The following is a 25,701-nucleotide window of genomic DNA, read 5'->3' as shown; positions in this document are numbered from 1 at the left end:
AACTAACGCTTAAACTGGGATTCCTCCTTGATCGGAGGTGATTGGATAACCACTACATTGGTACACCCAAACTCCTGTTGCTGGGAGTGCCCCTTGTTTCCGCACTTTATTCAGTGCGCAGCATCAGAGTGAGCAGTTATCAGGGACAGAAAGCAAACCTATTACTAGGTAAACTACCCCTCATTTTTCGCAGAACAGAGGTTGACAACAACTTGATCGGCGGCACGATTTCCCTCATTGTAACTTAAGAATTTGTCTTTGTGGGATTATTTTGGCGATTATTTTTCTGGGTACTCAATGCTAACTGTAATGCCTTATCGGTAAACTTTCCCTGTTTGGGTTGTTTGCCTTCCTCTACGACAATACCCAATTTAGAAGAAATTGCTTTGATATTATCAATCAATCTACCATAACTCCATTGATGCACTTGTACACAATAATCCTGTGCATATTTTCGTTGCCCCTCCTTATATTCTGGTATTCTCTCCTCTGCCCTTGCTTGTATTTCAGCCTCAGTAATCGATCGTATCTGATTCAATCGAGGAACGATAATAGTTGATACTTGGTACTCTTCAGCGATTTGAAGAATGGATTTAGCAATTAGTCGATCGAGGTATTCACCCAGATTAGATTCCCCCTTTTGTTGAAAATTAGCTCTTTTCCTTGCTTTATGGTTTTGGTGATTCAATTTCTGTTTCTCATTTCGTCTTCTCCTGATTAGATGGTAGTCATCCCCCAATAATTGTTTGATATTACGATAGAGAATCACTTTATTGGTGCTGACATCCACAAGTGCGATCGTAACTGGTTCTTGTAAACCCATTGCCACACCGAGAAAAAGATTCGGATTACCTTGATAAATAGGCTTACTAGGGCGAGGGAAAATATTATTAAGTCGGGCAAGAGTCGTCTGTTTCCGTTGAATAAACGCCTTTTGAGTATCTGTTAAATCCGTCTTTTCCTTCATCCTATCAATGAGATTTAGCACTTCCTCCTGCTTTTTTTGAGCAATGACTTGTGTACCTTCCAAAGTCCAATAATCTGTATCAAAAGTACAATGTAAATAGAGTTTATGCTTATCCCACGACTCTCCTTTTCCATCATCTTCTTTCCAGATGATCATAGCCGAACGCAAGGTAAATAAAGCACTCGAAAACTGATCTTTACTGGCTTTTTTCAATTCCTGATCCTCATAAAAACGGCGAAAATAAGGCAGTTGACGAGAATCACAATAGATTAGAAAAAGATGGTCACTCAAACCACTAAATTTAATACAAATACGGTTTTGGTCATTCAAACACCATTTTAAATCTTCATTGGTTTCATAAACGATAGGATAGGGAATTGATGGAGAATTTCGTTTCAATGCCGAAAACCAACTATCACTCTCATTTTGATCTACAGGCATCGTGTTAGAAGCAAGGATGAGAGTTTGTAACCATTTTTCTCCCTCTAAATCTCTCCCAGAAGGAATAGACATTTCCACTTGTCTTTTCAATTTACGAATTTTGATTTCTAATTTTCTTTTGATTCTTTTATATTTCTTGGTTGTTTCAATATTGTTCTTAGGAATGCGACTACCATTTTTGATCAGATAAACGATCACCTACGGTGGCGCTGCGCGATCGCATCCCTCATTCGACAATCTTCTGTTTTCTCATATTTTTGAAATAAATAATCAACAATACCTTCTTGAGTAGAAGTCGTTTCAATATTATCGAGAATCTGTTGAGCCTGATTTTGCAGTGCTTCCATTGAACCATCAAAGGATTCTATTAATAAACTATCGGGTTTCAACATTTCTAACCAACGGCTATTACCTTCTAATTGGATTTTGTAACTCTTTTGCACTTTGAACCAAGATTTGTATATGTAGTCGATGATTTTACCGACAGAAGCATAAAACCGAGATGGTTGTCCTTGAAAACGAGAATCATTTTTTAGCTCTTGAATTTGTTGAGCAATAAAGTTTTTCGGCAGTCTTCCTTTCTCTCGCCATTGGGGAAAATCGGGATGATGTTTAATTCGGGTAAGGATTTCATTGATCAAAGGAGTATTTTTCTTGCTCATCAACAACCAGAGAAATTGACGAGTATCAGCAGAAGCGATTAAACGAGATTGAATAGTTACCTGAACCATCACTTTACATAATTGTTTAATTGGACATATTTGTATAATAGCAAATTATTTTATAATTGTGGGTATGAAACAGGAACTATTTTTTAGTAGCAAAGATATATCAAAGATTACGGGTTGTTCTCTCCGACAATTGCAGTATTGGAGGGATAAGGAGATTATTGTGCCTTTGATTATGGGGACAGGTACGGGAAAGACAATCTACTATTCTTTTGTGGAGTTGGTAGAGGTGTCGGTAATGGTATATATGCTGTCTGTTGGTTTGAATTTAGAGATGGTACAAAAAATCCTCAATGATTTGAGGGAAAAAGAGCCATCATTTACCGATGCGGACTTTAAGAAGCGTTTTATGGTGATTGCTAATGATGGTACTGTTGAGTTATTGCCTTATCAACGGGAGAAAGCGATCGAACTTCTGGAAGAGGAGAAGACGATCGTGCCTCTGTGGATTGATCAGATTCATCACAATCTAAGCAGTATAATAACATCAATCAATACTTACTAAAAAGATTTTTATTATAGAAAAATAATGATAGATCATAACAATCAATTACTTTTATTTAACCCTAATAACTTTGTCGATCAATCTCCTAATTTAAGTTTAGGAAAACATGGGACTTTTTCTCCTAATATAAAAACAGAAATACACAGATGGTATCCTTATGTAGAGGGATTTTCTTCTGAATTTGCCAAAACAATTATTGAAGAATTTTGTGATGGACAACATATTTATGATCCTTTTGCCGGAACAGGAACTACTATAACTGTTGCAACAAGAAGGAATATGTATGGTTATTATTCAGAGATAAACCCATTTATGAGGTTAGTTATTAGATGTAAAACAAATAACTTTTTATATGTTTGTCATGAACATGAAAAATTTAAACAATATCTGGAAAATCTAGTAAATTACTCAGAAAACAATCTCAAATCATTAATAGAAGCAGAAATAGAAATTAATAAATGTTTTCCCCACCGTAATTATTTTACTGGTACTAGATTAATTGAGGTTATTGCTATTAAAGAAGCTATTAAAAAAGTAGAGGCAAAATTATCAGTATTTGAAGATTTTGCTAAATTAATTTTAGGTTCAATTGCCGTTTCTTGTAGTGAAATGAAACGTGCTTCTGATTTGCGTCAAAGAAAGCCAAATGAAAAACTGCCTGATAATTTATCAGTTATTCAAAAATTCTCAGAAAAAGCTGAACAGGTATATCAAGATATATTAAATAATCAATTTAATTTTCCTGAAGTTTTTTGTTTAGGAGAATCAGCTTTAATAGAGTTTCCTACAGATAAACACATAGATTTTATTTTGACATCTCCTCCTTATCTTAACGGAACTAATTATTTTAGAAATACTAAATTAGAATTATGGTTGACAGGATTTTTAGATAATGAAAAATATTTGTCTTTTTATCGTTCTCAAGCCATGTCAGCAGGAATTAATAATATTTCACAAAAATGTCGTCAACCTAATACATTTACAGAAGTTGAAAAAATTGTTTCTAATTTAGAAGAAGTAAGTTACGATCCGAGAATACCAAAATTAGTTCAATATTATTTTTCTGATTCATATTTATGGTTAAGAAAATCTCACAATCTTTTAAGAGAGAAAGGAAAGTTAGTTATTGATATTGGAGATTCCCGTTTTGCTGGTGTTAATGTTCCTACAAATGAAATATTAAAAATCATCGCTTCAGATATAGGATTAAATTGTATCGAAGAAAGATTAGTAAGAGAAAGAAAATCAAAAGATGGAACAAAATTAAAACAATTATTACTGATTTTTGAGAAAGCTAGTCAAAAAAAGTTGATCACTAATTTTAACAATAATCAATCTGATGATGAATATAAACAAAAAGCTGAAAATTTTGCGAGAACTTTGCCTCATTTAGAGTCACCTTATAATAGTCGAAATTGGGGGCATAAATTTCACTCTTTATGTTCATATCAAGGAAAACTAAAACCTGCGATCGCTCACTTTTTAATTAGTGAATTTACCTATCCTCAAGACTATGTATTAGACCCTATGTCAGGTTGTGGAACTATTCCCCTAGAAGCCTTTTTACAAGGTCGTTATCCTTTAGGAAATGATTTACAAGAACTTGGTTATATATTAACTAAAGCTAAGATAGATAGAGGAGAAAATGAAGAAGTATATTTCATTCTTAATGATTTATTACAATATGTTGAAACGAATAAAAATAATCAAGATTTATCGCTTTATCAGGATTTTGGGTTTAACGGCAAACTTCCTGAATATTTTAATCAAGAAACATTTAAGGAAATATTAGCTGCTCGTGATTATCTAAAACAAAATCCTTGTACTTCTTGGGGACAAGCCCTAGTTTATTCTTGTTTATTACATATTTTACATGGAAATCGTCCTTATGCTCTTTCTCGGAGATCTCACCCCGTAACACCTTTTAAACCGATTGGAGACAATGAATATCGTCCTTTAGCACCTCGCCTTACAGACAAGATAAATAGAATGTTGCAAACAGAATATGATCATAATTTACTGTCTGGAATGACAACACAACTTCCATTTTCTAGGTTAAATAGTTTATATAAAAATCAAGTAGATGTAGTGATTACTTCCCCTCCTTTTGTAGCTTCTACAAGATTTTTTGTTACTAATTGGATGAGATTATGGTTAGCAGGTTGGGAAAAAGATGATTTTACCTCTCGTCAAGAACAATTCTTAGAATATCAACAAAAAAAATCATTGGATATTTATTTTAAATTCTTTGAAGATTGTGCTAAATGGTTAAAACCTCAAGGAAAATTAATTATGCACGTTGGTAAAACTAAGTCTTGTAATATGGCTGAAGAATTAATTAAACGATCTGAACAAAACTTTAAATTAATCTATTATTTTGATGAAGATGTTGTAGGCAGAGAAAAATTTGGAATAAAAGATCAAGGCGCAACTAAATCACACCAATATTTATTTTTGCAGAAAATTTAATTAATTTTCACAATATTTTTATTCATATTCTTTATCTGCTTTTTCAATCCAATCTTGAGAAATAGTTTGAGAATATTTAAAAAAATCAAATCCACAATCCTTCAAAATTCTATTTCTTAATTTTATGATGACATTCATATATTTAGCATATTGTTTTAATAGTTGATCTACATTTTCAGATTTTTTTAAGTACTCCAATGCGTCAGAATTATATAGTGGTTCTCCTGATAAAAGTTCATAGCTAATACCAGTACGAATGGACAACTCTCTAACTTTATCTTCCGAATAAAAAGCGGATGGCCATTTAGCTCTTTTTTTCCCATTACAATTTCTACATAATAACGTTGCTGTTTCTGTCGTTAAAGGATACAAATAATATATAGGTAAAGGATGATCAAGAGGTCTTTCTTGTTCAGAGTTTACATTATGTAAATCTTTTCCACATTTGAAACATTTATAATGGTATTTTTTTAAAACTTCTTCACTATTAAGTTTTTGACTACCAGAAATTATTGAGTACAATCTACGATTTTGAGATGCTTCTCGATGCTGATCACTTGTTCTTGTTGAATTTTTAATACGGTTATTATAAACTTGTTTACATAATCTACATTCACCTTATCTGCCAGAATTGCGAGGAGCGTGTCCACCAAATAAATCAACTGGCTTAATTGTATTACAAACTATACAATATTTATAGTCTTGAGACTCATTAATATAATCATCATGAAGAATTGTAAATTCCCCAGTTTCTATAGTTTTAATAGGTTTTTTATTTTGATCTAATAGTAGAAGTTCATAATCATAAAATTTCGATTCTTTTCCAGAAAGATGATCATATCCACATTTTGGACATTGTATTTCAAAATCAATTCCGATCTCAGTTTTTTTGACAAAAATAAACTCCCTACATTTGCTATTAAGGCATTGAAATCCTTTGAAAAGAACATCTCCCATGCCTTTAACATGATCTTCTCTAATTTGATTGCTTTTTTTGACTTTTGTATAAGGTTTCCTTCTCACCATTGCTTCAAATTACCAAATAATAAACTATGCTTAAGAAGGATAAATATCATCGTGTGACAAATCTTCGGCTTCTTTAAGCAAAACAGAGGGGGAACAATCTAAAGCAATAGCTAGCAAAATGATCGTTTTCAGAGAAGGAGATTTAACACCTCGTTCTATTTCACTGATAAAATTACGATGAAGATCGCAAAATTCAGCTAGTTTTTCTTGAGAAATACCTACTTTATTTCTTTTTTTCCTGATAACTTCTCCAAACTGTTTTTGTATGCTATCAATGATTTGATTTTTTTCTCCCATACTATGACAATAGGATAAAAAAACTAATCAATCTACATACTATAGTGTGAAAAGTTATCTCATTTTAGTAAAACGGGTAACACACCTATGACACCAACCACAACCCATAGACTGGGAAACTTGAATCTTGCCCCACAATTATGGCATTCCGATAAAAGTTTAAGATTATGACGATCGCACCGATAAATCTCCTTATACTGCCATTCCATCTTATGATAAGGTTTTTCCCCATAACAAGCCGAACAAAGACGAATAGGAGTCATTTTCATAGGGGCAGAAGGAAACATTGTTTGTAAGGTTGCTACTTCTACTTGTACGATCGCACTTAATTTTTCTAACTGTTCAGAGGAGGGAGGAGGATTAAAACGGAACTTTTCCCAACGGGCGATTGCTCCATATAGTTCTGCTATTTTGCCTAAACCAGAAAGAGTAAGCTCATTTTCCCGTCTAAACCTCCCCAAAAAATGACTAATACTTTCACCCTCATAAGGTTCGTACGCGCAGCGTCATGCGGAGCATGAGCGTAAACCACCAAGGCTGAATTTCCATTATTTATACTCCTGTACAACTTCTTTTAAAGTGTCATAATCAATCTTTTTTAATCCTTTTTTTAAGGCTCTAATTGCTGACTCACGCAAAACCACGTCCATGATACCGATATAACCTTGGGTAGCTTCTGCGATCAACTTCAACATTTTTTTGCCAGTTAAATTAGAAGGTTGAGGTAGTTTTAATACCTCCTCTTCCCAAGTTTCGATCGTATCAATAAAGTCTTCTCCAACCAATTTACCAAAACGATAACAAGGACGAAAACGATTATAAACCTGTTCATCCTTCTTGATTACCGCATCCAAACGATCGGTTCCCACCAGCACGATGGCAATATTGAGATGATCAAAAATATCCCGAATTTCAGCAAAAGTCTTTGGTTTACAGCGATCTGCTTCATCCAGAATAATCATCTCGACACCGCATCTTTGCAATACTGTCATGGTTCTTTTTCTGATTTCTGACACCGTACCATTCGTCATTTGATACTTCAAATACTCAATAATTCCCTGAAACAAATCCTTTGCTCCACATTCTTGGGGTACTTGTAAGTAAACGACAGGTACTTGAGGAGGTTTTCCCACTTCTTGCTTTAGCTTATGTCTTAAATGATAAGAGTTACAAGCCACAGTTTTACCTGTCCGAGATTCCCCCACCACTCGACAAGACTGCTTCGATTGACGCTTACTTTCAAGCCATTAGTGAAGAATCGCAACCTGTTTTAAATCCGCAAATGGTTTGCGTTGTAATCCATTAATTTCTTTTTGCAATTCTTGATTAGGAATATTAAGTTCACCTAATTGTTCTGCTACATTTTTCGCTTCCATTACTAACTCCTAAAAATCAAAATCGTTTTGTAACTGTTCATAGTCAATAACTTTTACCTTATTCTTCTTAGTAGAGGAAGATAAAGTAGATTGCTCTTCTATTTCCTTTTCCTCCTTTAAAATGGTTGAAGGAGTAAATGTTCTAACCATTTCTTGTTCTTGTTTTTGCCTTTGTTTTTTGGTTTTTTTCTGAGTAAAATTAGAACGTTCTTCCACTTCCATTAAGACCGAACGATTACTCAAATTTTTTCCTGCATCTCTCACTCTTTTGGCACTAGCTTTCGCATCTGTCAAAGATAAAGATTCACTTTCTAAGTCCACAGCATAGGCACGAGTCAGAAAGACTTCTTTATTATTTTCCAAGCGATAAACTAAAATACCTGTAATATCTCTAGGATCATAACGAATAATGACAGTTTCTCCCTCATAACCCCCTAAATATTCCCCCTTGTAAATCAGATTTTCAAATTGAAGATGACCCCCCTTTTGAACCCTTCTGCGTGATTGCTTCATTAGACAAATATCTAATTCTCGTTCCGAGATAGCATCTGGGACAGAAAGTAATCCAGATTCCCAACGTTGAAAGCGAGTTTGCTCACCCATACGGGCATCAAGACGTTGATTATAGTTGTCCACGATATAGCAGACAATCAATTTCTCTAGTTCCTTGAGAGTTATACAGGCTTCTTTTTCTGCATCCTCTGGACGTTCTTGCACATTTGCACCTGTATATCCAGGTAAGGTAGAAAAAACCTCCGTATTGAAAGTTTTAAAAACACGCTCTACTACACCACCGCCCCTAGGACGACTCCGTAAATGACAAGTAAAGCCTAGCTGTAAACTAATTTGTTGAAGATGATTAGAACGAAAATCCTTACCGCCGTCAGTGTAAAAATACTCTGGTTTACCATACGTTCCCCATTCCTCATGTAGTCCATAATCAGAACTATAACTCTTCGGCAATATGGCATGACGTAAAGCAAGAGCAACCACTTGGGAACTGGGAGCATCAAAACCAAGATTGATACCCATGATACAGCGAGAATAAGTATCTACAACTGTAGTTAGCCAAGGTCTGCCTAATAATTTACCAAACTGATCTACCAAAAGAATATCAGCAAGAGTATGGTCACATTGCCAGACATGATTACTATATTCCACATTAATTTCATTTCCTGATCTAGTGGATACAGCTAATTTTGTACCTCTCCAACCAGAACTTCTAATTCGTTTTTTATTTTCTTTCTCCTCAATAATAGGATTCAAAATTCGATAAATAGTCATGTGAGAAGGAGGTTTGATACCCCAATTATTGGCTTGGGCAACTGCTCGTAAATAAACCTGTTTAGGAGTCATTCTTTTACTGCCTTGGTTTCCTTCACGATAGGTTTTAAGAATGAAATCTTGTAAACGTCGATCGATACGATAAAAGCCTTTATCGGCTCGATTATTTTGAGCAATACCGACTAAACCATTTTCTTCCCATTGCTTAACGTATCTTTGGATAGTTCTAACTGACTTATTCAGTTGAGTTGATGCTTGTTTCAACTTTTCTCCGTAGCTTTTTCGATCGCAGGGTTGAAGTAAATCTTCAATGACATCGGCGATTTTTTGTTCTTCGGGAGAAAGTTGGGAGATCAACTCTGGAGAATCAGAAAATTGATCATCGATGGTCATAGCGTTTTCATTAGTGTTCAATAAAATCATAATAGTTCTATACTAATCTTATGACATTTAATTTGTTAATGACAACCCCTAAAGCAAAAAAAATCGCCTTTCGGGAAGACGACATTTAATTTGTTATTCTTAGGGAAAATGACACTTAATTTGTTAATCTAGTTTAAGGCACGATCGAGATCATTTTTGGTGGATTTCTGGGGTATAATTATTGCTATATAAAGATTTGAATAGCCTTAATTTTGGATGACACTAATTTGTTATCACGTCATTTAATTTGTTACTGTACACATTATCTCCATTACACGATCCTTTTTTTATACCATGTTGCACCTCCAATCAACAAGCCAATTAATCCAAAAGACAAAGTAATCGTTAACATATCTCCTTTACCTAGGGAAGAAAAACCAGCACCCATCATTACAAAAGGTAAAATACCCGGAATTGTACCGAATATTGTGCCGAAAAAATAGTCTCTTTCTTTAATAGAAGTTAAACCTGCACCAAAGTTAACAATTCCATAGGGAATAAGAGGTAATAAACGAATTGCAAATATATATCCCATGCCACCGTTTTTGATTTCTTTGTCTAATTTTTGCAGGTGAATCCCAAATCTTTTTTTTACCCAATTTCTACCTAAATATCTTGCATAGGCAAAACTTACCACTGCCGCCATTATAGCTGCGATCGAAGTCCAAATCAAGCCTCCCCAAAAGCCAAAGATTAAACCACCGCTAAGATTTAAAGGAGTAGAAGGAAGCAGTAAAATAGTAGCTAAAATATAGAGAAAAATATAAATAATTGGTGCAAAAATGCCTAATTGTATCAATAAATTTTCTAATATTTGAGGATTAATACCCCCCATAAAAAACATCGCAATTCCCGAAATAATTATACAAATTAAAGTTAAGATAATTAGTTTATTTTTCACTTAGTTAGATTGACTTAATTTTATTCATTACTTATTACTCATTACTCATTCCCTAGAGGGTTGCCCCCAAATTACAGTTTCTTTAGTATAAATTACCATACCCGGTTTCGCCCCTTTGGGTTTATAAACATAACTAGGTTTAGTGTAAATTACTGGCACTCGATCGCTTCCTCGTCCTTGACTATAATAAGCTGTTAAGTTAGCAGTATATTGTAAATCTCGATCGTCTGGTATGTCTCCTGCACTCAAACGTAATAGAACATGAGAGCCTGAAATTTCCTGTGCATGAAACCACAAATCATAATCCGTTGCCGTGCGAAAAGTTAATATATCATTTTGACGATTATTGCGCCCAATTAAAATCTCATAACCGGAAGGAGTTTGATACTTGCGGGGGAAAGATTCTTCTACAATATTATTCCCCCGATATTGACTATCTTCGATATATTTTTGACTAATTAATTCAGCTTTAATTTCCTGTAAAGTCGTTAAATCTTCGCTTTCTTGATAGTCTAATTGACTTAAAATAGTGGTTATTTGTTGTAAATAATTAACCTCCTTTTTCACTTCTTCTAATAAAGGTTGTACCGCTAATTTTGCCCGTTTTAATTTCTGATTTTGTTTATATAAACTTTGGGCATTTTGAATCATATTTTTATCAGGAGCAAGAGCAATTTTTATGGGTTCGTTAGTGGTAAAATCTTTTAAAATTATCTCTTTCATTCCTGCTTTCCATTGATGTAAATGAGCCATTAATAAATCTGCTTTATTACTATAAATTTCGCAGTTATCAGAATCATTTAATTTATCTTTATATCTGTCTCTTTTTACTATTAATTTGTTTAAAATATTTTTAACTTTCTGAAATATTTGCTGTTTTAATTGATTAAAATTTTCTTGATAAATTTGTTTATTATAATAATAATTTAAAACTTTATGTAAGTCTTGATTAGTTGCTTTTTTCTCTAAAACTGTATAGCCTTTGTCTAATTCCCTACAATTAAAGTCTTTTTTATCAAGAGTGATTAACCAATTTTGCCAATTATGATATAAATTTATCCATTCTTCTTGAGTTAATTCTTGATTATTTTTGGTAGGTAAAATATTAGATTTTTGCAATAAACTCTGAGCAATAATAGGGCTAACACCTCTATATATTTTAATTAATTGTTTATCAATTCGATCGGGAATTAAACTTATTTTTTCTTGCCATTTTTCCAAAGATTCGGTTAACTTTGGTGTTTCACCTAACAGGGGGGGAGGGAGTTGATAATATTGGCTAGTTTCTACCGTGCGCAAACTAGATTTATCCGCAGTAACTTGTTTAGCAACAGTAATAATTTGCTTGTCAGCAGAAGTTAAAATAACATTGCTATATTTACCCATTATTTCTACAAATAAATGATATATGGGTTTTTCATTGGGGCGCTGGGCAAATTGAAAATCTATCACCCTTTCCCAATCCGAAACAATATTTACCCCAATTAAAGCATAACCATTAATCAGATGGCGTAATTGTTCACTAAAAGTAAAAGTATCCTTACCACGAGGAGGAGGATTGCCAATACAAATTCTAGCTGCTTGGGGATGCCATGACACCGTTAACCATGCCTTGTGATTAAGACTGCGTAAACAAAGACTGATGGTATATCGATCGAGCTGATATACTTGTTCTAGTCGTGAGGGAATATAGCCATTTTGTAACGAGTGACAAATGGCAACGAGGGTTGTATAATCGACTGGTTGCATTTTAAGAAGTAAGAAGAAAGTAATATTTGTAGGTTCGGTTAGCTCTCATCGTAACCTAACACAAAATTTCCACACAATTTATTTATAACTGATTTAAAGAACCTAATATGAGGAGTAATAAGTAATGGGGTGTTAAAATTTTCCATTCTCCATTCTCCATTCTCCATTCTCCATTATTTAGTGTCTTACGGGAATATTTCGATCGAGCAAATAATCCTTAATTTCACTTACCGTTAATTGTCCATAATGTAAAAGGGAAGCTAATAACGCTGCCTCGGCTTTACCTTCGGTTAAGGCTTCGTAAATATGATGAGTATTTCCTGCACCACCCGAAGCAATCACTGGAATTTCCACTTTTTGGGCGATGGCACGAGTTAACTCCAAATCATACCCTGCCTGAGTACCATCAGCATCCATACTGGTAACTAACAATTCCCCAGCGCCTCTTTTCGCCACCTCCTGCGCCCATGTAAGGGCATCTAACCCCGTATTTTCTCGCCCACCTCTGACATATACATCCCAACCTTGATTATTTGGATCATTTCTTCTTCTAGCATCAATAGCTACCACTATACACTGAGAACCAAATCGATCGCTCGATTGATTAATAAAATCTGGATTTCTCACCGCCGTAGAATTAATACTAATTTTATCAGCACCTGCTCTCAATAAATTTTTCACATGATCCAAAGTTTGAATACCCCCTCCCACTGTCAAAGGAATAAAAACTTGTTCAGCAGTACGATAAACCACATCGATAATTGTATCTCTAGCTTCATGGGTAGCGGTAATATCCAAAAAAACCAACTCATCAGCCCCAGCATCATTATAAACCTTCGCTAGTTCCACAGGATCACCAGCGTCTTTTAAATCCACAAAATTAACACCTTTGACAACTCTACCGGCATTAACATCTAAACAGGGTAAAATTCTTTTAGCTAACATATCTACCAATTAATAATTAACAATTAATAATGAATCAAAAAAGTTCAATTTATTCAATACTTCCACTCTCGTTGATGTCTGGCAACCAATTTTCATCTAATAATTCTTCTAAAGTATAAGGACATTTTTCAGGTAAATTTTTAAGACCAGATTTTCTGGTAACATATCCCCAAGCATCATCATAAATATTAGCTAATTCTTGACTGAGATAATTATAGAAATTAGTGGTTAAATCTTTTTTTAGTTGTCGGCGAAAAGAGAATATTTCCCCCTGCCAGTGACGATAACATCTATCTCTTTCTTCGTGCCAATATTGAAACAATAATAAGTGCCTGATAATTTGTTCTAATAAACTTTCGACTTTTTTTCTTCTTTCTTTTCCCACATCATCTAACTCCTCAATTAAATTATCTAAATCTAATTCATTAAATTTTTTTTCTTTCAATAATTTTACCGTTTCTTGTATCCATAAATAATCATCAATTTCATATAATTCTTTAAGATTAATGGGAGTTGATACTATCATAATTTTATCTAGTATTCAAAATTTATTAGCTTTATTATAAATAGATTATTATTTTTACTCCTTACTCCTTACTCCTTACTCCTTACTCCTTACTTATTTTCCTATTAATTTAACCATACCAATACCACCAAAATATAAAACTAAAACCGCACCACCGAGGAGAGATTGAGTAAGTGGGTCAGTTGAAGGCGTGAGTACTGCACCTAAAATCATCGCACCCAAAACCACTATACGCCAAGTAGAGAGCATTTGTTGAGAAGAAACAAGATTTAAAGTACCTAAGAGTAATTGAATAACAGGAATTTGAAAAGCTAAACCCGTAGAGAACATTAATAATAACACAAACTTAAAATACTTGTCGATCGACCATAATTGTTCTACCACATCACCACCATAATTAATAAAAAAATTGAGGGCAGCAGGAATAAGTAGATAATAGGAAAAAGCTAAACCTGCAAAAAAAAGAATACTTGAGCCAAATACTACAGGTGCGATCGTTTTCCTTTCCTTACGAGTCAAGCCGGGAGTCACAAACTGGACAATTTGGTATAAAATCACAGGAGCAGAAAGCAAAATTCCCGTGTAACCTGCCACTTGAATAGAGACAAAGAAAAACTCACCCGGTGCTAACTGTAGAAACTTGACATCTCCTGCAGGAATTTGTAACCATGCCACAATTTGCCTCACAAAAAAGAAACAGGAAATAGCACCTACACCCATGGCAATAAGACTAACGAAAATCCTTCGGCGCAATTCTTCCAGATGATCAAAAAAAGGCATTTCTGACTCATTGGGTATCTCATCCCAATAATTTTGCTTATTTTCTGTTTCTTGAGATTTCGTTTTTAATTCCTGAGTTGCCATTTTTTACCCACTGATAATTAACACATCATCATTTTATAGTATCAAAGTTCGTCTTGAGATTTTCCTCCATAAAACTAAAACTTTTACTATAGCAGTCCTAAACGAAGTTCCCCCTTTATTTAAGGGGGGTTAGGGGGGATCATATTTCCTAATTTCTAACTCCTCATTCCTAATTATTTCTGAATATGGTATAATCAAAGATTGCAGTATTTAAACTTTTAAAGAAAAATGAGCTTAACGCAAGAAAAAAAACAAGAAATTATCAGTAAATATCAAGTTCACGAAACTGATACAGGATCATCTAATTTACAAGTAGCCCTATTAACAGAAAGAATTAGTCAACTTACCGAACACCTAAAAGTTAACAAAAAAGATCATTCTTCTCGTCGTGGTTTGTTAAAATTAATTGGACAACGCAAAAGTTTATTAGGCTATATTAAAAAAGGAAGTCCTCAAGCCTATCAGGACTTAATTAAACAATTAGGTATTCGTGGTTAAACACTGTCAGAAAAATTATCATGCCATCTTCTTCATCTAATCGTAACTCTTTACCTTTTGAACCCAAAAAGAATAAAAAAGTAGTAAAAAAAACTACTAATACTCCCGCAAATAAATCTGAAACAAAATCAACTAAAAACTATCAGAGAAACAAAAACAATACTTCTTTCAAAGAAATACCTGAAGTTATTAGTCAAAGAATGATTCGGAGAATGGCTATTTTTAGCGGACTTCCTACAGGTTTAGGTATTTTTTCCTTTTTTGCCTTTTATTTCTTGGTAAAACAAGAATGGTTTAAAATTCCTAATACCGCCGTATTATTGGTCACTATGGGTTTATTTGGGTTAGGTGTGTTAGGTTTAAGTTATGGCATTCTTTCGACATCATGGGATGAAGAAAGAGTTGGTACTAGGTGGGGTTGGTCAGATTTTACTCTCAATTTTGGTAGAATGACTTCCGCATGGAAAAACGCACGACAAGAATCTATTAATAAATAATAATTAGTTATTTTGTGTGATTTATCTCTAAGAAATTAGAAATTTATTACAAAACTTATATACCAAAACACAAAGCAAAAAAGTCATTCCTAGTTATTGGGAAAGAATCTCAAATCCTAAATTTTTGGTTATGTAAGTTCTGAGTTAGTAAAAATTTGATCACAACCATAGAAGTTACTCAGAATAATTATTTTTATGCAATTTTAACACTATAGGTGGTAGTTGGTGGGCATTGCCTACCCTACATTTAAAGTCAGTGCGTCAGTCATAAACCAAATACCGATCCTTAGCACATAATATTAGTCAAGGTAAATTAATTATGATCGTTGTAATGAAAGTGGGTACTCCCGAAGCCGAAGTTAATCGTGTCGGTGATGAGTTAACCACTTGGGGATTAAGTCCTGAAAAAATTGTCGGACAACATAAAGTCGTTATCGGTTTAGTGGGAGAAACAGCTTCCCTTAATCCTGAGCAAATTCAAGAGGTTAGCCCTTGGATTGAAACGGTTTTACGAGTGGAACAACCTTTTAAACGTGCTAGTTTAGATTATCGTCATGGGCAACCTAGCGAAGTAGTTGTACCGACTCCTAATGGTGCGGTTACTTTTGGTTTAAATCATCCGATCGTCATTGTAGCAGGTCCTTGTTCGGTGGAAAACGAAGAAATGATCGTGGAAACCGCCAAAAGAGTTAAAACCGCAGGGGCAAAATTTTTAAGAGGTGGGGCTTATAAACCTCGTACTTCTCCCTATGCTTTCCAAGGGCATGGTGAAAGTGCTTTAGAATTATTAGCCGCCGCTAGAGATGCTTCAGGATTAGGAATTATCACTGAAGTTATGGATACAGCAGATTTAGATGTAATTGTGGAATTTGCGGACGTTATCCAAGTAGGAGCACGAAATATGCAAAATTTCTCTCTTTTGAAAAAAGTGGGTGCTCAACCTAAACCAGTTCTCTTAAAAAGAGGTATGTCTGCTACTATTTCCGAATGGTTAATGGCGGCTGAATATATCCTCGCCGCTGGAAATTCCAACGTCATCTTATGTGAAAGAGGTATTCGTACTTTCGATCGAGAGTTTGCTCGTAATGTATTAGATTTATCTGTAATTCCTGTATTGCGTTCTTTAACTCATTTACCGATTATGATTGATCCTAGTCATGGTACAGGTAAAGCGGAATATGTGCCTAGTATGGCAATGGCTGCCATCGCAGGGGGTACAGATTCTTTGATGATCGAAGTACACCCTAACCCGGCTAAAGCCCTCTCTGATGGACCTCAATCCTTGACTCCTGATGCTTTCGATCGATTGGTTCAAGAGTTATCTGTCATCGGTAAAGCAGTCGATCGTTGGGAAACCCCTGTTCCTGTTTTAGCTTAAAAAATTAGATTTAAGTTGACAAATCAAAAAATACCCTTTATAATAGGTACAAGAATTCCTAATTCCTAATTCCTAATTGTCCTGCCTCTTTTACCCACGTTTTTACGAGGGGAAGGGGCGGACATAAATCTTTTCTGCCTAAAGTCGCTACTTGTAAACGCAGAATTTGTTGGTGTAACTTAGGTACGGATACTTGGCTTAATTGACGACAGGATAAGATTCCTGAGTGTAAGATTAAACCACAATATTGATTTCCCACACTTTCCAAACGGGATAAATCAGCTAGAGCAATCCATTTCAAAATATTTTTAAGATTAACTCCCATTTTTTGAGCTAATTCTTCTTGTTTTTGCCGATCGATCGACCATTGAAGCAAAGCTAAATTAGTATTTATACCTAGAGATTTAAGGTTTTTGAGATCGATCGGGCTTATACCGGGTAATAATGCTATATCAATACAGTTCATAGAATGAATAGTTAATAGTGAGGAGTTTTTAATTCTTAATTCTTAATTCTTAATTCTTAATTCTTAATTCCTCATTCACAGAAAAAATATCTTGCCATAAGTTCTAATAAAAGATAGAATTTTTAACATAAAATTAAGATCATAGGGTAAATCTATTCAAAATTCGTTTTGAAAGACAAAACCCTCAACGGTTATAGTAAACTGGATCTATCCCGAATTTAGTAAAAATCACAATAATAGGAGGAGCGTAGTCGATGGGACTACCTTGGTACAGAGTACATACAGTTGTAATTAACGATCCCGGTCGTTTAATTGCAGTGCATTTAATGCACACCGCATTAGTAGCAGGTTGGGCGGGATCTATGGCTTTATATGAACTAGCTGTATTTGATCCTAGCGATGCCGTGTTGAATCCCATGTGGAGACAAGGAATGTTCGTTTTACCCTTTATGGCACGTCTAGGGGTAACAGGTTCTTGGGGTGGTTGGAGTATCACCGGAGAAACAGGTATTGATCCGGGCTTCTGGTCTTTTGAAGGTGTTGCGATCGCGCATATCGTCCTCTCTGGACTCTTATTCTTAGCCGCCGTATGGCACTGGGTATTCTGGGACTTAGAATTATTCACCGACTCCCGTACAGGTGAACCGGCTCTCGATTTACCTAAAATGTTCGGGATTCACTTATTCTTATCTGGATTACTCTGTTTCGGTTTTGGTGCATTCCACCTAACAGGATTATGGGGACCGGGTATGTGGATATCTGATCCTTATGCTTTAACTGGTCACGTTCAACCCGTAGCACCAGAATGGGGACCTGCTGGTTTTAACCCCTTTAACCCAGGTGGTGTCGTAGCTCACCACATTGCAGCAGGTATCGTTGGTATTATTGCAGGTTTATTCCACCTCAGCGTTCGTCCTCCCGAAAGACTTTATAAAGCCCTTCGTATGGGGAACATTGAAACCGTACTTTCTAGCAGTATCGCAGCAGTATTCTTTGCCGCTTTCGTAGTAGCTGGAACAATGTGGTATGGTAACGCCACTACCCCCGTAGAATTATTTGGACCTACCCGTTATCAATGGGATCAAGGGTACTATCAACAAGAAATTCAACGTCGAGTAGAAACCAGTATCGCTGATGGTGCAACTGCTGAGGAAGCATGGGAAGCAATTCCTGAAAAACTAGCATTCTATGACTATGTAGGAAATAGCCCCGCTAAAGGTGGTTTATTCCGTACTGGTGCAATGGATAAAGGAGACGGTATTGCTCAAGGTTGGTTAGGACATCCCGTATTTAAGGATAAAGATGGTAACGAATTATTCTTACGCCGTCTTCCTAACTTCTTTGAAACCTTCCCCGTAGTTTTAACCGATGCCGATGGTGTAGTTCGTGCGGATATTCCTTTCCGTCGTGCTGAATCCGCTTTAAGTATTGAGCAAACTGGCGTTACTGTTAGTTTCTTAGGTGGTGAGTTAGATGGTAAAACCTTTAGTGATCCTCTTGATGTTAAACGCTATGCGCGTAAAGCACAATTAGGTGAACCTTTTGCCTTTGATACTGAAACCTTAAATTCTGACGGTGTATTCCGTACCAGCACTCGTGGTTGGTTTACTTTTGGTCATGCTTGTTTTGCATTACTATTCTTCTTTGGTCATATTTGGCACGGTGCGCGTACATTATTCCGTGATGTATTTGCCGGTATCGATCCAGACTTAGACCCAGAACAAGTAGAATGGGGTTTATTCCAAAAAGTTGGGGATAAATCTAGTCGTCGTCCAGAATCTGCATAATTTATGAATGAGGAATAGGGAGATTTTTCTTTCTATTCCCCTCTTTTATCAAATAAAAATTACCATATAGAGAAAATAAAATGGAAAGTGTTGCTTATATTCTCGTGTTGGCTATGATGATCTCAGTATTATTTTTCGCTGTAGCATTTCGTGAGCCTCCTAAAATTAACAAGTAATTTTCAAGTTACTAAGGAATAATTGATAGTTTTTTCCTTAGTTTTAATGTAATTAAAAAGTCTTTTTCATCGTTATATCTTCATTAAGTCTCTGATTTAGCTAAGATATATGGGAAAGAGGCTTTTTTTCATACTAGGGTTTTGTGGGCAATGCCTACCCTAGAGATACTTATTGTTTAGTGATTAAATAAATTTAAAAAAATATGTTATGCCCTTCTTGTAGCTCTGATAATAGTAAGGTGTTGGAATCTCGCACGACGGAAAAAGGACAGAGTATCAGGCGTAGAAGGGAGTGTTTAGATTGTGGACATCGTTTTACTACCTATGAAAGAATTGAATTTGTACCGATTACGGTAATTAAGAAAGATGGTAGTAAGGAATCTTTCGATCGATCTAAGATATTAAGAGGTATAGTCAGGGCGTGTGAAAAAACAGGTATTGAGGCAGAGTTTTTAGAGTCGTTGGTAGAAAATATTGAGTTAGAAATAGAAGAAAATTTTATGAGAGAAATCACAACTCAATCCATCGGTGAATTGGTATTAAGTCATTTGAGTAGTTTGTCAGAAGTCGCTTATGTTCGATTTGCTTCTGTGTATGGCAAGTTTACCAGTATTGAGGATTTTGTGAGCATTCTTCAACAAATGCAAAAAGAAGAAATATAGAGTATGATTTCATCTTGATTTACATTAGTTTCAATGAAAATCTAAAGATAGCGCACCTCATGAGGGTAGAAATTACTATAATATCAATTTTCCATTAATTTGTTGATCTAACCAATAGGTATTAAAAGATAAAGATTTGAGTTGGGAAGGAGTTACCATCCATGATTGTTGTGGTGAAAATAAGACTAATTCCGCAGGTTTTCCTACTTGTATCCCCATAGGTTCTTGTTTTAAACATTTTAAGGGATTAATACTCAAACTGCGCCATAATTCCAAAGCCGACAATTCCCCCGTGATAACCAGATTTTCCCACAATAACGGTAATATTAATTCTAGCCCGATCGAGCCTTGGGGTGCTTGGGCAAAAGCAACGGTTTTTTCCTCATAAGTATAAGGAGTATGATCCACAGCGATCGAGTCTATGATATTATTTTTAATACCCTGTACTAAAGCAATTCGATCGATTTCAGTACCTAAAGGAGGTTCAAATTTTAAATTAGGGTTATAACTAGCAATAATTTCCGTATTTAAAATTAAATGATGCCAATTCACACTGGCAGTAACAGGTAAATTATTTTCTTTGGCTTGTTTAATTAATTGTACTCCTCGCGCTGTAGAGATACGCATTAAATGAATAGGAGTTTTTGTGAGGGATACCAATTCTAAAAGAGAAGCAATAGCAATGGTTTCCGCAATGTCTGGATTTCCCACTAAACCCAAACGAATGGAAGTACGACTTTCTCTGATTACTCCATTACCTCTTAACTCTATATTTGTTGGCACTAAAGCCACCGGTAAATTAAAAGGTTGTGCATATTCTAACAACTTCCTCACTAACTGTAAATTACTATGGGGGCGATTGTCAGTAAAACCAATCACTCCCGCTTCGGCTAATTCTGCTAACGGCGCAATGATTGCACCTGCCAAATTTTGAGTTAATGCCCCCCAGATGTAGAATTGAGTTGGATTATGGGCGGTTTTTTGTTTTATCCATGACACCACACTAGGATTGTCGATGACGGGATTAGTATTTGGTAAAATCCCTACCCTCGAAAAACCTCCAGCTTGGGAGGCTTCCGTTAAACTTTTTAAGGTTTCTCTTTCTTCGTCGCCCGGCTCACCACTTTGACTATACAAATCAACCAATGCAGGTGCTATAATTAACCCCTTACCGTCAATAATTTCTGTTTTTTCATCATGGGAGATAATCTGATCACTAATTTCTGTGATGATACCTTGATTCAATAATATATCACTAACTCGATCGATTTGTGATATGGGGTCTAAAATTCTTATTTGTTGAAAAAGTTGTCTATTATTCACCATGATTCCCATTAAAACTAGATTTCCTGATGAAACCTATCTCACCTGAGTAATTATACCTTAAAGAATCAACTGTGCATGGAAAACTGAGAACTCATATTCCATGCCTGAGTCACAATTTTACTCAACCATTGTCTTTGTACTGAGTCTAATATAGGATCATCTTGTAAAACTTCTGCGATTAAATCCTCTAAAGATTTTCCTTGATAACGAGCTGATTTCACCACATTAGCGATGGCTTGGGCTACCATTTCTTCGGAAATAGAATTATTCGTTGTCATAGAAGAAGAATCAATATCAACATCAAAACAGGGAATCATCATAGTAAAAACTTAGAAAAATATTAAGATTTGTAAACACTTTTTCATTTTAGAGTTTTTAAGAGTGTAACGCAAAACAAAATTATTAGATCAAAATTACTTTTTATTTTAATATTTTGTAATTATCCATCATAAAAAGTAATGATTAATGGAAAGTTTTAGGAGTTAATCCATAACTCTTAGGAATGCAGGGCTGTTTCATTCTCAAATTTTTGGTTATCTCTAATATTCTTCATTCTCAATTTTCAATTTTTAATTATCCATTATTTTATTAAGTTTTATTAAAATTCCTGATTTTAGTAGCTAATTATACAGAATTTTGTTTAAAATATGGATATATGAAAAAAAATTTAGGAGACAAAGATATATGGATACTCAAAATCAAGCCCGTGCCTTAATGATGCGTCATCATAAAATGATTAAAAATCGTCAACAATCAATGTTAGGACGAACTGCTGTAGAAATCGGTATGGATATTAACCCTTCAGAATATTGGAATCCCACCCAAGGCAAACCTAACGCTAGTTTTCGTGTAAGTTACGATCGTAGTCATGCTTCTTTAAGTTAATAAATTGTAATAAAATAGTCGTTGGTAGGGTGGGCATTGTCCACCTTATTTTTTTATGAAATGCTAGTTATTAAAAAGCATTTTCTATATAGTCCACTAAATTAAATTGATAATTTTTATAGTAAATATTTTGATTAAATAAGATATTATCTGAAGATAGATTATTATTTTTAATATCTTTTTGATAAGTTAATAAAGCCACATCAAAACGGCAATTAAATAGGGCAAAAGCAGGATTTTTACTCAAAAAACTTTCCGCAGTTAACCTTAGTTTTTTTTGTTTAGTTTTACTGACTGCGTACATACCATCATTATCCCAATTTCTCATATTTCTCGTTTTTACCTCTACAAAAATTAGGTTTTTTTCTGATAGTTTTTGAGCTATTATATCAATTTCTCCCCAAAGAGAATGCCAAGCTCGATCGAGTATTTCATAATCATTATTAACTAAATATTGAGCAATAATATCTTCTCCTAAATCTCCTATTTTTTTCATATAAATTTAAGTTTAAAATTAGTTTATATTTTTGATTTGTTTTGTCTTATTTTCCATTCCTAATCGTTATAGGATAAGTTAGTAAATAATCCTATTTTACTAAACTACAGTAAAATCTATCGTTTCTATAGACATAAATAAATTAATGAATAGCCCGACAACATCAGAATTAAACTTACCCGAAGAAAATATTAAAGGCTTTGATTTCAAAAATCCCCCTGCCCAATCTTTAGTTGATCAATGTGTACATTGTGGCTTCTGTTTATCCACTTGCCCAAGTTATCGAGTCATCGGCAAAGAAATGGACTCTCCTAGGGGGAGAATTTATTTGATGGATGCCATTAACAAAGGAGAAGCCAGTTTAGATGATACCACCGCTCAACATTTTGACAGTTGTTTGGGTTGTTTAGCCTGTGTCAGTACTTGCCCTTCGGGTGTACAATATGATCAATTAATCTCCGCCGTGCGCCCTCAAGTCGAAAGAAATCAGCCTCGCAACCTTTGGGAAAAATTCCTCCGCACTATTATTTTTAACATCTTTCCCTATCCAGAAAGATTAACTATATTTTTGCCTTTGCTGTGGTTTTATCAAGTGTCTGGATTACAAACCCTCGTGAAAAAAACGGGAATCCTTAAATATTTCCCCCGCATTGCCTCCATGGAGTCAATTTTGCCTCGTATTAATCTTAAATCCCTTAACAAAAAATATCCTTATACTATTTCGGCGAAGGGAGAAAAAAGGTATCGAGTTGGGGTGGTGTTGGGATGTGTGCAAAGATTATTTTTCGATTCAGTAAATGAAGCTACAGTAAGGGTTTTAACTGCCAATGGTTGTGAAGTGGTGATTCCGAAAACTCAGGGATGTTGTGGGGCGTTACCTGCGCATCAAGGGCAAGAAAATCAGGCTCAAAGTATTGTACGTCAAATGATTGACAGTTTTGCTGATACCGATGTGGACTATATTATCATCAATGCAGCAGGTTGTGGACATACCCTTAAAGAATATCATCATATTTTAGCGGATGATCCACAATATTTAAGTAAAGCGGAAGATTTTGTGAGTAAAGTCAGGGATATTCAAGAATTTTTAGCAGAAATAGGCTTAAACACAGATTTATCCCCCATTTCTGACGATAAAATTAAGGTAGTTTATCAGGATGCTTGTCACCTTTTACATGGGCAAAAAATTAGTTTACAACCTCGCCAACTATTACAAAAGATACCTAATTTAGAGTTAAAAGAGCCTTTAGATAATGCTTTATGTTGTGGCAGTGCAGGAGTTTATAATTTGTTACAGCCTGATGTTGCTAATGAATTAGGGGAGCAAAAAGTGCGTAATTTATTAAATACGGGGGCGGAAATTATTGCTTCTCCTAACCCCGGATGCTCGTTGCAAATTGCTAAACATTTACAATTACAAGGGAAGGAAATTCAAGTTATTCATCCGATCGAACTTTTAGATTATGCTATTAGGGGGGTAAAATTGAGTCATGATAATTAAATATTTATAGTTCGTAGTAAGCCTTAAAAGGCTTATTAATAAATGGCTAAAGCCATCACTACAAACTTATTTTTTAAGGTTTATTATATCGAACTGAGGTAGGTAATAAGTTTTAAGTATTTAATTGAAATGGTAATAAATAAAAGTAAATTAAAATGCAGATTACAAAAGCACAATTTAAAGCTAATTTTATGGATAAATAAGGGGATAATTTTCAGGGGGTAAATATACCTCATCACAGTCTTTTTTATATCGATATTCGATCAATTTAAATCGATCGAGATTCCATTCGTATTGAGCATAACTGCCACAATCTCCCATGCCCCTTGATTTGCTGATAACCATTAAACTTTGCTCTGTCACATCAAAATCTGTCATGCCGTTTATGGTGTTAGTATTTGTTAACTTTAAATTATCGGTACTATTATCAAAAGTATCAAAATTAATTACTGTTATTTCTTCGGAAGTTCGATCGAACAAAAGGTATTGATAATTACTTTGATAAGCCCCTAAAAAACAAATTATTTCAATTAAATAGGTTCGATCGTTGAGAATAAATATATTAGCTGAATCTTGAGATAATTCTTTATCCCTTTGCTGATTGCAAAGATTTATTTCTTTTTCTTGACTGTAAACTTGTTTAATAATTGCTTGTTTTTCTTCTGAGGAAATAGTGGATAAATTGTCAGATTCTTTGATTTCTTTTTGACAAGCAGTAATAAAGAATAATATTAATCCACTAACTAAAATATTGAGATTTTTAAAAGAGAATTTCAACAAATTATTTCCGAATAAAATAGTTTAATAATGAATGCTTCTTATTTTTTAATAGTAGCAAGACTTAACATTCCTTTCCACAAATAAGGTAATCTTCCCACAAAATTAAATTTAATATCAGTAAACCCACCTTCTTTTAATAATTCTGTCAATGTTTTAACTGAGAAAAATTTTATATGCCCTCCATCCCATAAAACTGTAAAATGCTGATCAAATTTTCCTGAAATAGCTAAAGCTAGATTTTTCCAATATCCGTGATAAGGGGTGGTAATTAAAAGTTTTCCGTTAGGTTTTAAACAATGTCTTGCTGTTTCAATTAATTTTCTGGGAAAAAATAAATGCTCAATCACATCTGATGAAATTACAATATCAAAAGCATTTTCTAATCCTTGTTCTTGATATTTTAAATCATAAATACTACCTACAAAAAAACTACAATTAGTGTAATTTTCGGAGGCTATTTTTACTCCCGACTCAGATTCTTCAATCCCTGTAATACTAAAGCCTTTTTCAGCAATCTTTGAAGTAAGAGAGCCATTACCACACCCTAAATCGAGTATTTTGATTTTTTCGCCAGTGGGTGATACGGGAGGAGGTAACATTGACAAAATTGCGGGTAAATAATAGTTATGGGAATGATTGGGTTTTTCACTTTTCCAACCATAATCAAATTCTTGATTCATATAGAGATTATTTTAATAGTTTGATAGCAATATTAACTTATATGGTATAAGATGATATAAAAAATTAT

Annotated in this window: 29 protein-coding genes and 1 pseudogene; 10 read left to right on the top strand and 20 right to left on the bottom strand. The window is 34.5% G+C overall.

What is annotated here, in order from left to right; translation table 11 throughout:
• Positions 1 to 244: 244 nt before the first annotated feature.
• Together cas12k (SYN6308_RS22620) and cas12k (SYN6308_RS25820) are read right to left on the bottom strand one after the other, a co-directional pair.
• Positions 245 to 1,606, bottom strand: coding sequence for a type V CRISPR-associated protein Cas12k (cas12k, locus tag SYN6308_RS22620; protein ID WP_052312608.1), 1,362 nt, complete (start codon positions 1,604 to 1,606; stop codon positions 245 to 247).
• Entirely contained in the window at positions 1,603 to 2,139 is a 537-nt protein-coding gene (gene cas12k, locus SYN6308_RS25820; RefSeq protein ID WP_052312607.1) for a type V CRISPR-associated protein Cas12k, read from the bottom strand. Before cas12k (SYN6308_RS25820) ends, cas12k (SYN6308_RS22620) begins: the two co-directional genes overlap by 4 nt.
• Before the next feature lie 64 nt (positions 2,140 to 2,203).
• Between cas12k (SYN6308_RS25820) and SYN6308_RS14875 the strand changes: the two genes are divergently transcribed.
• Both SYN6308_RS14875 and SYN6308_RS23470 read left to right on the top strand, forming a co-directional pair.
• A complete protein-coding gene (locus SYN6308_RS14875; protein ID WP_017295246.1) occupies positions 2,204 to 2,641 on the top strand; it encodes a MerR family transcriptional regulator in 438 nt (145 codons plus the stop codon).
• A gap of 24 nt (positions 2,642 to 2,665) precedes the next feature.
• The gene (locus SYN6308_RS23470; protein WP_017295245.1) at positions 2,666 to 5,110 is read left to right on the top strand and encodes a DNA methyltransferase; all 2,445 of its coding nucleotides are present in this window, start codon (positions 2,666 to 2,668) and stop codon (positions 5,108 to 5,110) included.
• A gap of 18 nt (positions 5,111 to 5,128) precedes the next feature.
• On the opposite strand, the gene SYN6308_RS14865 is transcribed toward SYN6308_RS23470, so the two are convergent.
• The 12 genes and pseudogenes from SYN6308_RS14865 to tatC all read right to left on the bottom strand — a co-directional run bounded on the left by SYN6308_RS14865 (position 5,129) and on the right by tatC (position 14,501).
• Positions 5,129 to 5,632, bottom strand: a complete 504-nt coding sequence (locus tag SYN6308_RS14865) for a hypothetical protein (protein ID WP_017295244.1) — start codon at positions 5,630 to 5,632, stop codon at positions 5,129 to 5,131.
• Positions 5,633 to 5,728: 96 nt separating this feature from the next.
• Complete coding sequence (locus SYN6308_RS14860) at positions 5,729 to 6,136, bottom strand: hypothetical protein (RefSeq protein ID WP_017295243.1); 408 nt, start codon at positions 6,134 to 6,136, stop codon at positions 5,729 to 5,731.
• A 30-nt stretch (positions 6,137 to 6,166) separates the two neighbouring features.
• Positions 6,167 to 6,433 (bottom strand): helix-turn-helix domain-containing protein, encoded by a 267-nt coding sequence (locus SYN6308_RS14855; protein WP_017295242.1) that lies wholly within the window; start codon positions 6,431 to 6,433, stop codon positions 6,167 to 6,169.
• Positions 6,434 to 6,492: 59 nt separating this feature from the next.
• Positions 6,493 to 6,894, bottom strand: a complete 402-nt coding sequence (locus tag SYN6308_RS22610) for a hypothetical protein (protein WP_237741224.1) — start codon at positions 6,892 to 6,894, stop codon at positions 6,493 to 6,495.
• 87 nt (positions 6,895 to 6,981) lie between these two features.
• A pseudogene (locus SYN6308_RS22605) lies at positions 6,982 to 7,656 on the bottom strand (TniB family NTP-binding protein); the annotation flags it as partial.
• A gap of 24 nt (positions 7,657 to 7,680) precedes the next feature.
• Positions 7,681 to 7,809, bottom strand: coding sequence for a hypothetical protein (locus SYN6308_RS25815; RefSeq protein ID WP_017295240.1), 129 nt, complete (start codon positions 7,807 to 7,809; stop codon positions 7,681 to 7,683).
• A 9-nt stretch (positions 7,810 to 7,818) separates the two neighbouring features.
• The gene (locus SYN6308_RS14840) at positions 7,819 to 9,516 is read right to left on the bottom strand and encodes a Mu transposase C-terminal domain-containing protein (protein ID WP_017295239.1); all 1,698 of its coding nucleotides are present in this window, start codon (positions 9,514 to 9,516) and stop codon (positions 7,819 to 7,821) included.
• 271 nt (positions 9,517 to 9,787) lie between these two features.
• Entirely contained in the window at positions 9,788 to 10,360 is a 573-nt protein-coding gene (locus tag SYN6308_RS14835; RefSeq protein WP_083879565.1) for a TVP38/TMEM64 family protein, read from the bottom strand.
• Positions 10,361 to 10,462: 102 nt separating this feature from the next.
• Positions 10,463 to 12,166, bottom strand: coding sequence for an Rqc2 family fibronectin-binding protein (locus SYN6308_RS14830; protein WP_017295237.1), 1,704 nt, complete (start codon positions 12,164 to 12,166; stop codon positions 10,463 to 10,465).
• A 177-nt stretch (positions 12,167 to 12,343) separates the two neighbouring features.
• Positions 12,344 to 13,111: an imidazole glycerol phosphate synthase subunit HisF gene (gene hisF, locus SYN6308_RS14825; RefSeq protein ID WP_017295236.1), complete on the bottom strand. Its 768-nt coding sequence runs from the start codon at positions 13,109 to 13,111 to the stop codon at positions 12,344 to 12,346.
• Positions 13,112 to 13,160: 49 nt separating this feature from the next.
• Positions 13,161 to 13,637, bottom strand: a complete 477-nt coding sequence (locus SYN6308_RS14820) for a DUF29 domain-containing protein (protein WP_017295235.1) — start codon at positions 13,635 to 13,637, stop codon at positions 13,161 to 13,163.
• A 93-nt stretch (positions 13,638 to 13,730) separates the two neighbouring features.
• Positions 13,731 to 14,501 carry a twin-arginine translocase subunit TatC gene (gene tatC, locus SYN6308_RS14815; protein WP_017295234.1) on the bottom strand — a complete coding sequence of 257 codons (771 nt, stop codon included), beginning with the start codon at positions 14,499 to 14,501 and terminating at the stop codon, positions 13,731 to 13,733.
• A 228-nt stretch (positions 14,502 to 14,729) separates the two neighbouring features.
• Between tatC and rpsO the strand changes: the two genes are divergently transcribed.
• The 3 genes from rpsO to aroF all read left to right on the top strand — a co-directional run bounded on the left by rpsO (position 14,730) and on the right by aroF (position 16,874).
• Complete coding sequence (gene rpsO / locus SYN6308_RS14810) at positions 14,730 to 14,999, top strand: 30S ribosomal protein S15 (RefSeq protein WP_017295233.1); 270 nt, start codon at positions 14,730 to 14,732, stop codon at positions 14,997 to 14,999.
• A gap of 20 nt (positions 15,000 to 15,019) precedes the next feature.
• Positions 15,020 to 15,496, top strand: a complete 477-nt coding sequence (locus SYN6308_RS14805) for a PAM68 family protein (protein WP_017295232.1) — start codon at positions 15,020 to 15,022, stop codon at positions 15,494 to 15,496.
• A 319-nt stretch (positions 15,497 to 15,815) separates the two neighbouring features.
• Positions 15,816 to 16,874 carry a 3-deoxy-7-phosphoheptulonate synthase gene (gene aroF / locus SYN6308_RS14800; protein WP_017295231.1) on the top strand — a complete coding sequence of 353 codons (1,059 nt, stop codon included), beginning with the start codon at positions 15,816 to 15,818 and terminating at the stop codon, positions 16,872 to 16,874.
• A gap of 58 nt (positions 16,875 to 16,932) precedes the next feature.
• Here the strand turns inward: aroF and SYN6308_RS14795 are convergent, their stop codons facing one another.
• On the bottom strand, positions 16,933 to 17,340 hold the full coding sequence (locus SYN6308_RS14795) for a DUF4332 domain-containing protein (RefSeq protein ID WP_017295230.1): 408 nt from the start codon (positions 17,338 to 17,340) through the stop codon (positions 16,933 to 16,935).
• Positions 17,341 to 17,594: 254 nt separating this feature from the next.
• On the opposite strand from SYN6308_RS14795, the gene psbB reads away from it, so the two are divergent.
• The 3 genes from psbB to nrdR all read left to right on the top strand — a co-directional run bounded on the left by psbB (position 17,595) and on the right by nrdR (position 19,965).
• Positions 17,595 to 19,127 (top strand): photosystem II chlorophyll-binding protein CP47, encoded by a 1,533-nt coding sequence (gene psbB / locus SYN6308_RS14790; RefSeq protein WP_017295229.1) that lies wholly within the window; start codon positions 17,595 to 17,597, stop codon positions 19,125 to 19,127.
• 80 nt (positions 19,128 to 19,207) lie between these two features.
• Positions 19,208 to 19,303, top strand: coding sequence for a photosystem II reaction center protein T (locus tag SYN6308_RS23980; protein WP_071590987.1), 96 nt, complete (start codon positions 19,208 to 19,210; stop codon positions 19,301 to 19,303).
• 203 nt (positions 19,304 to 19,506) lie between these two features.
• Complete coding sequence (gene nrdR, locus SYN6308_RS14785) at positions 19,507 to 19,965, top strand: transcriptional regulator NrdR (protein ID WP_017295228.1); 459 nt, start codon at positions 19,507 to 19,509, stop codon at positions 19,963 to 19,965.
• Positions 19,966 to 20,040: 75 nt separating this feature from the next.
• On the opposite strand, the gene SYN6308_RS14780 is transcribed toward nrdR, so the two are convergent.
• Together SYN6308_RS14780 and SYN6308_RS14775 are read right to left on the bottom strand one after the other, a co-directional pair.
• Complete coding sequence (locus SYN6308_RS14780) at positions 20,041 to 21,300, bottom strand: dihydroorotase (protein ID WP_017295227.1); 1,260 nt, start codon at positions 21,298 to 21,300, stop codon at positions 20,041 to 20,043.
• 56 nt (positions 21,301 to 21,356) lie between these two features.
• The gene (locus tag SYN6308_RS14775; RefSeq protein ID WP_017295226.1) at positions 21,357 to 21,611 is read right to left on the bottom strand and encodes a hypothetical protein; all 255 of its coding nucleotides are present in this window, start codon (positions 21,609 to 21,611) and stop codon (positions 21,357 to 21,359) included.
• Positions 21,612 to 21,975: 364 nt separating this feature from the next.
• Between SYN6308_RS14775 and SYN6308_RS14770 the strand changes: the two genes are divergently transcribed.
• On the top strand, positions 21,976 to 22,176 hold the full coding sequence (locus tag SYN6308_RS14770; protein WP_017295225.1) for a hypothetical protein: 201 nt from the start codon (positions 21,976 to 21,978) through the stop codon (positions 22,174 to 22,176).
• A gap of 70 nt (positions 22,177 to 22,246) precedes the next feature.
• Here the strand turns inward: SYN6308_RS14770 and SYN6308_RS14765 are convergent, their stop codons facing one another.
• A complete protein-coding gene (locus SYN6308_RS14765; RefSeq protein WP_017295224.1) occupies positions 22,247 to 22,672 on the bottom strand; it encodes a YraN family protein in 426 nt (141 codons plus the stop codon).
• A 145-nt stretch (positions 22,673 to 22,817) separates the two neighbouring features.
• Between SYN6308_RS14765 and SYN6308_RS14760 the strand changes: the two genes are divergently transcribed.
• Positions 22,818 to 24,173, top strand: coding sequence for a (Fe-S)-binding protein (locus tag SYN6308_RS14760; RefSeq protein ID WP_017295223.1), 1,356 nt, complete (start codon positions 22,818 to 22,820; stop codon positions 24,171 to 24,173).
• A gap of 189 nt (positions 24,174 to 24,362) precedes the next feature.
• Here SYN6308_RS14760 and SYN6308_RS14755 read toward each other — a convergent pair whose 3' ends face one another.
• Positions 24,363 to 24,953: a DUF1176 domain-containing protein gene (locus SYN6308_RS14755; protein ID WP_237741222.1), complete on the bottom strand. Its 591-nt coding sequence runs from the start codon at positions 24,951 to 24,953 to the stop codon at positions 24,363 to 24,365.
• 38 nt (positions 24,954 to 24,991) lie between these two features.
• Positions 24,992 to 25,633 (bottom strand): class I SAM-dependent methyltransferase, encoded by a 642-nt coding sequence (locus SYN6308_RS14750; protein WP_017295221.1) that lies wholly within the window; start codon positions 25,631 to 25,633, stop codon positions 24,992 to 24,994.
• Positions 25,634 to 25,701: the final 68 nt, after the last annotated feature.

The organism is Geminocystis herdmanii PCC 6308 (assembly GCF_000332235.1).
GTDB classification, from domain to species: Bacteria; Cyanobacteriota; Cyanobacteriia; order Cyanobacteriales; family Cyanobacteriaceae; genus Geminocystis; species Geminocystis herdmanii.
Note: the sequence above shows the minus strand (reverse complement) of the source record. Positions and strands in the feature narration are given on the sequence as shown.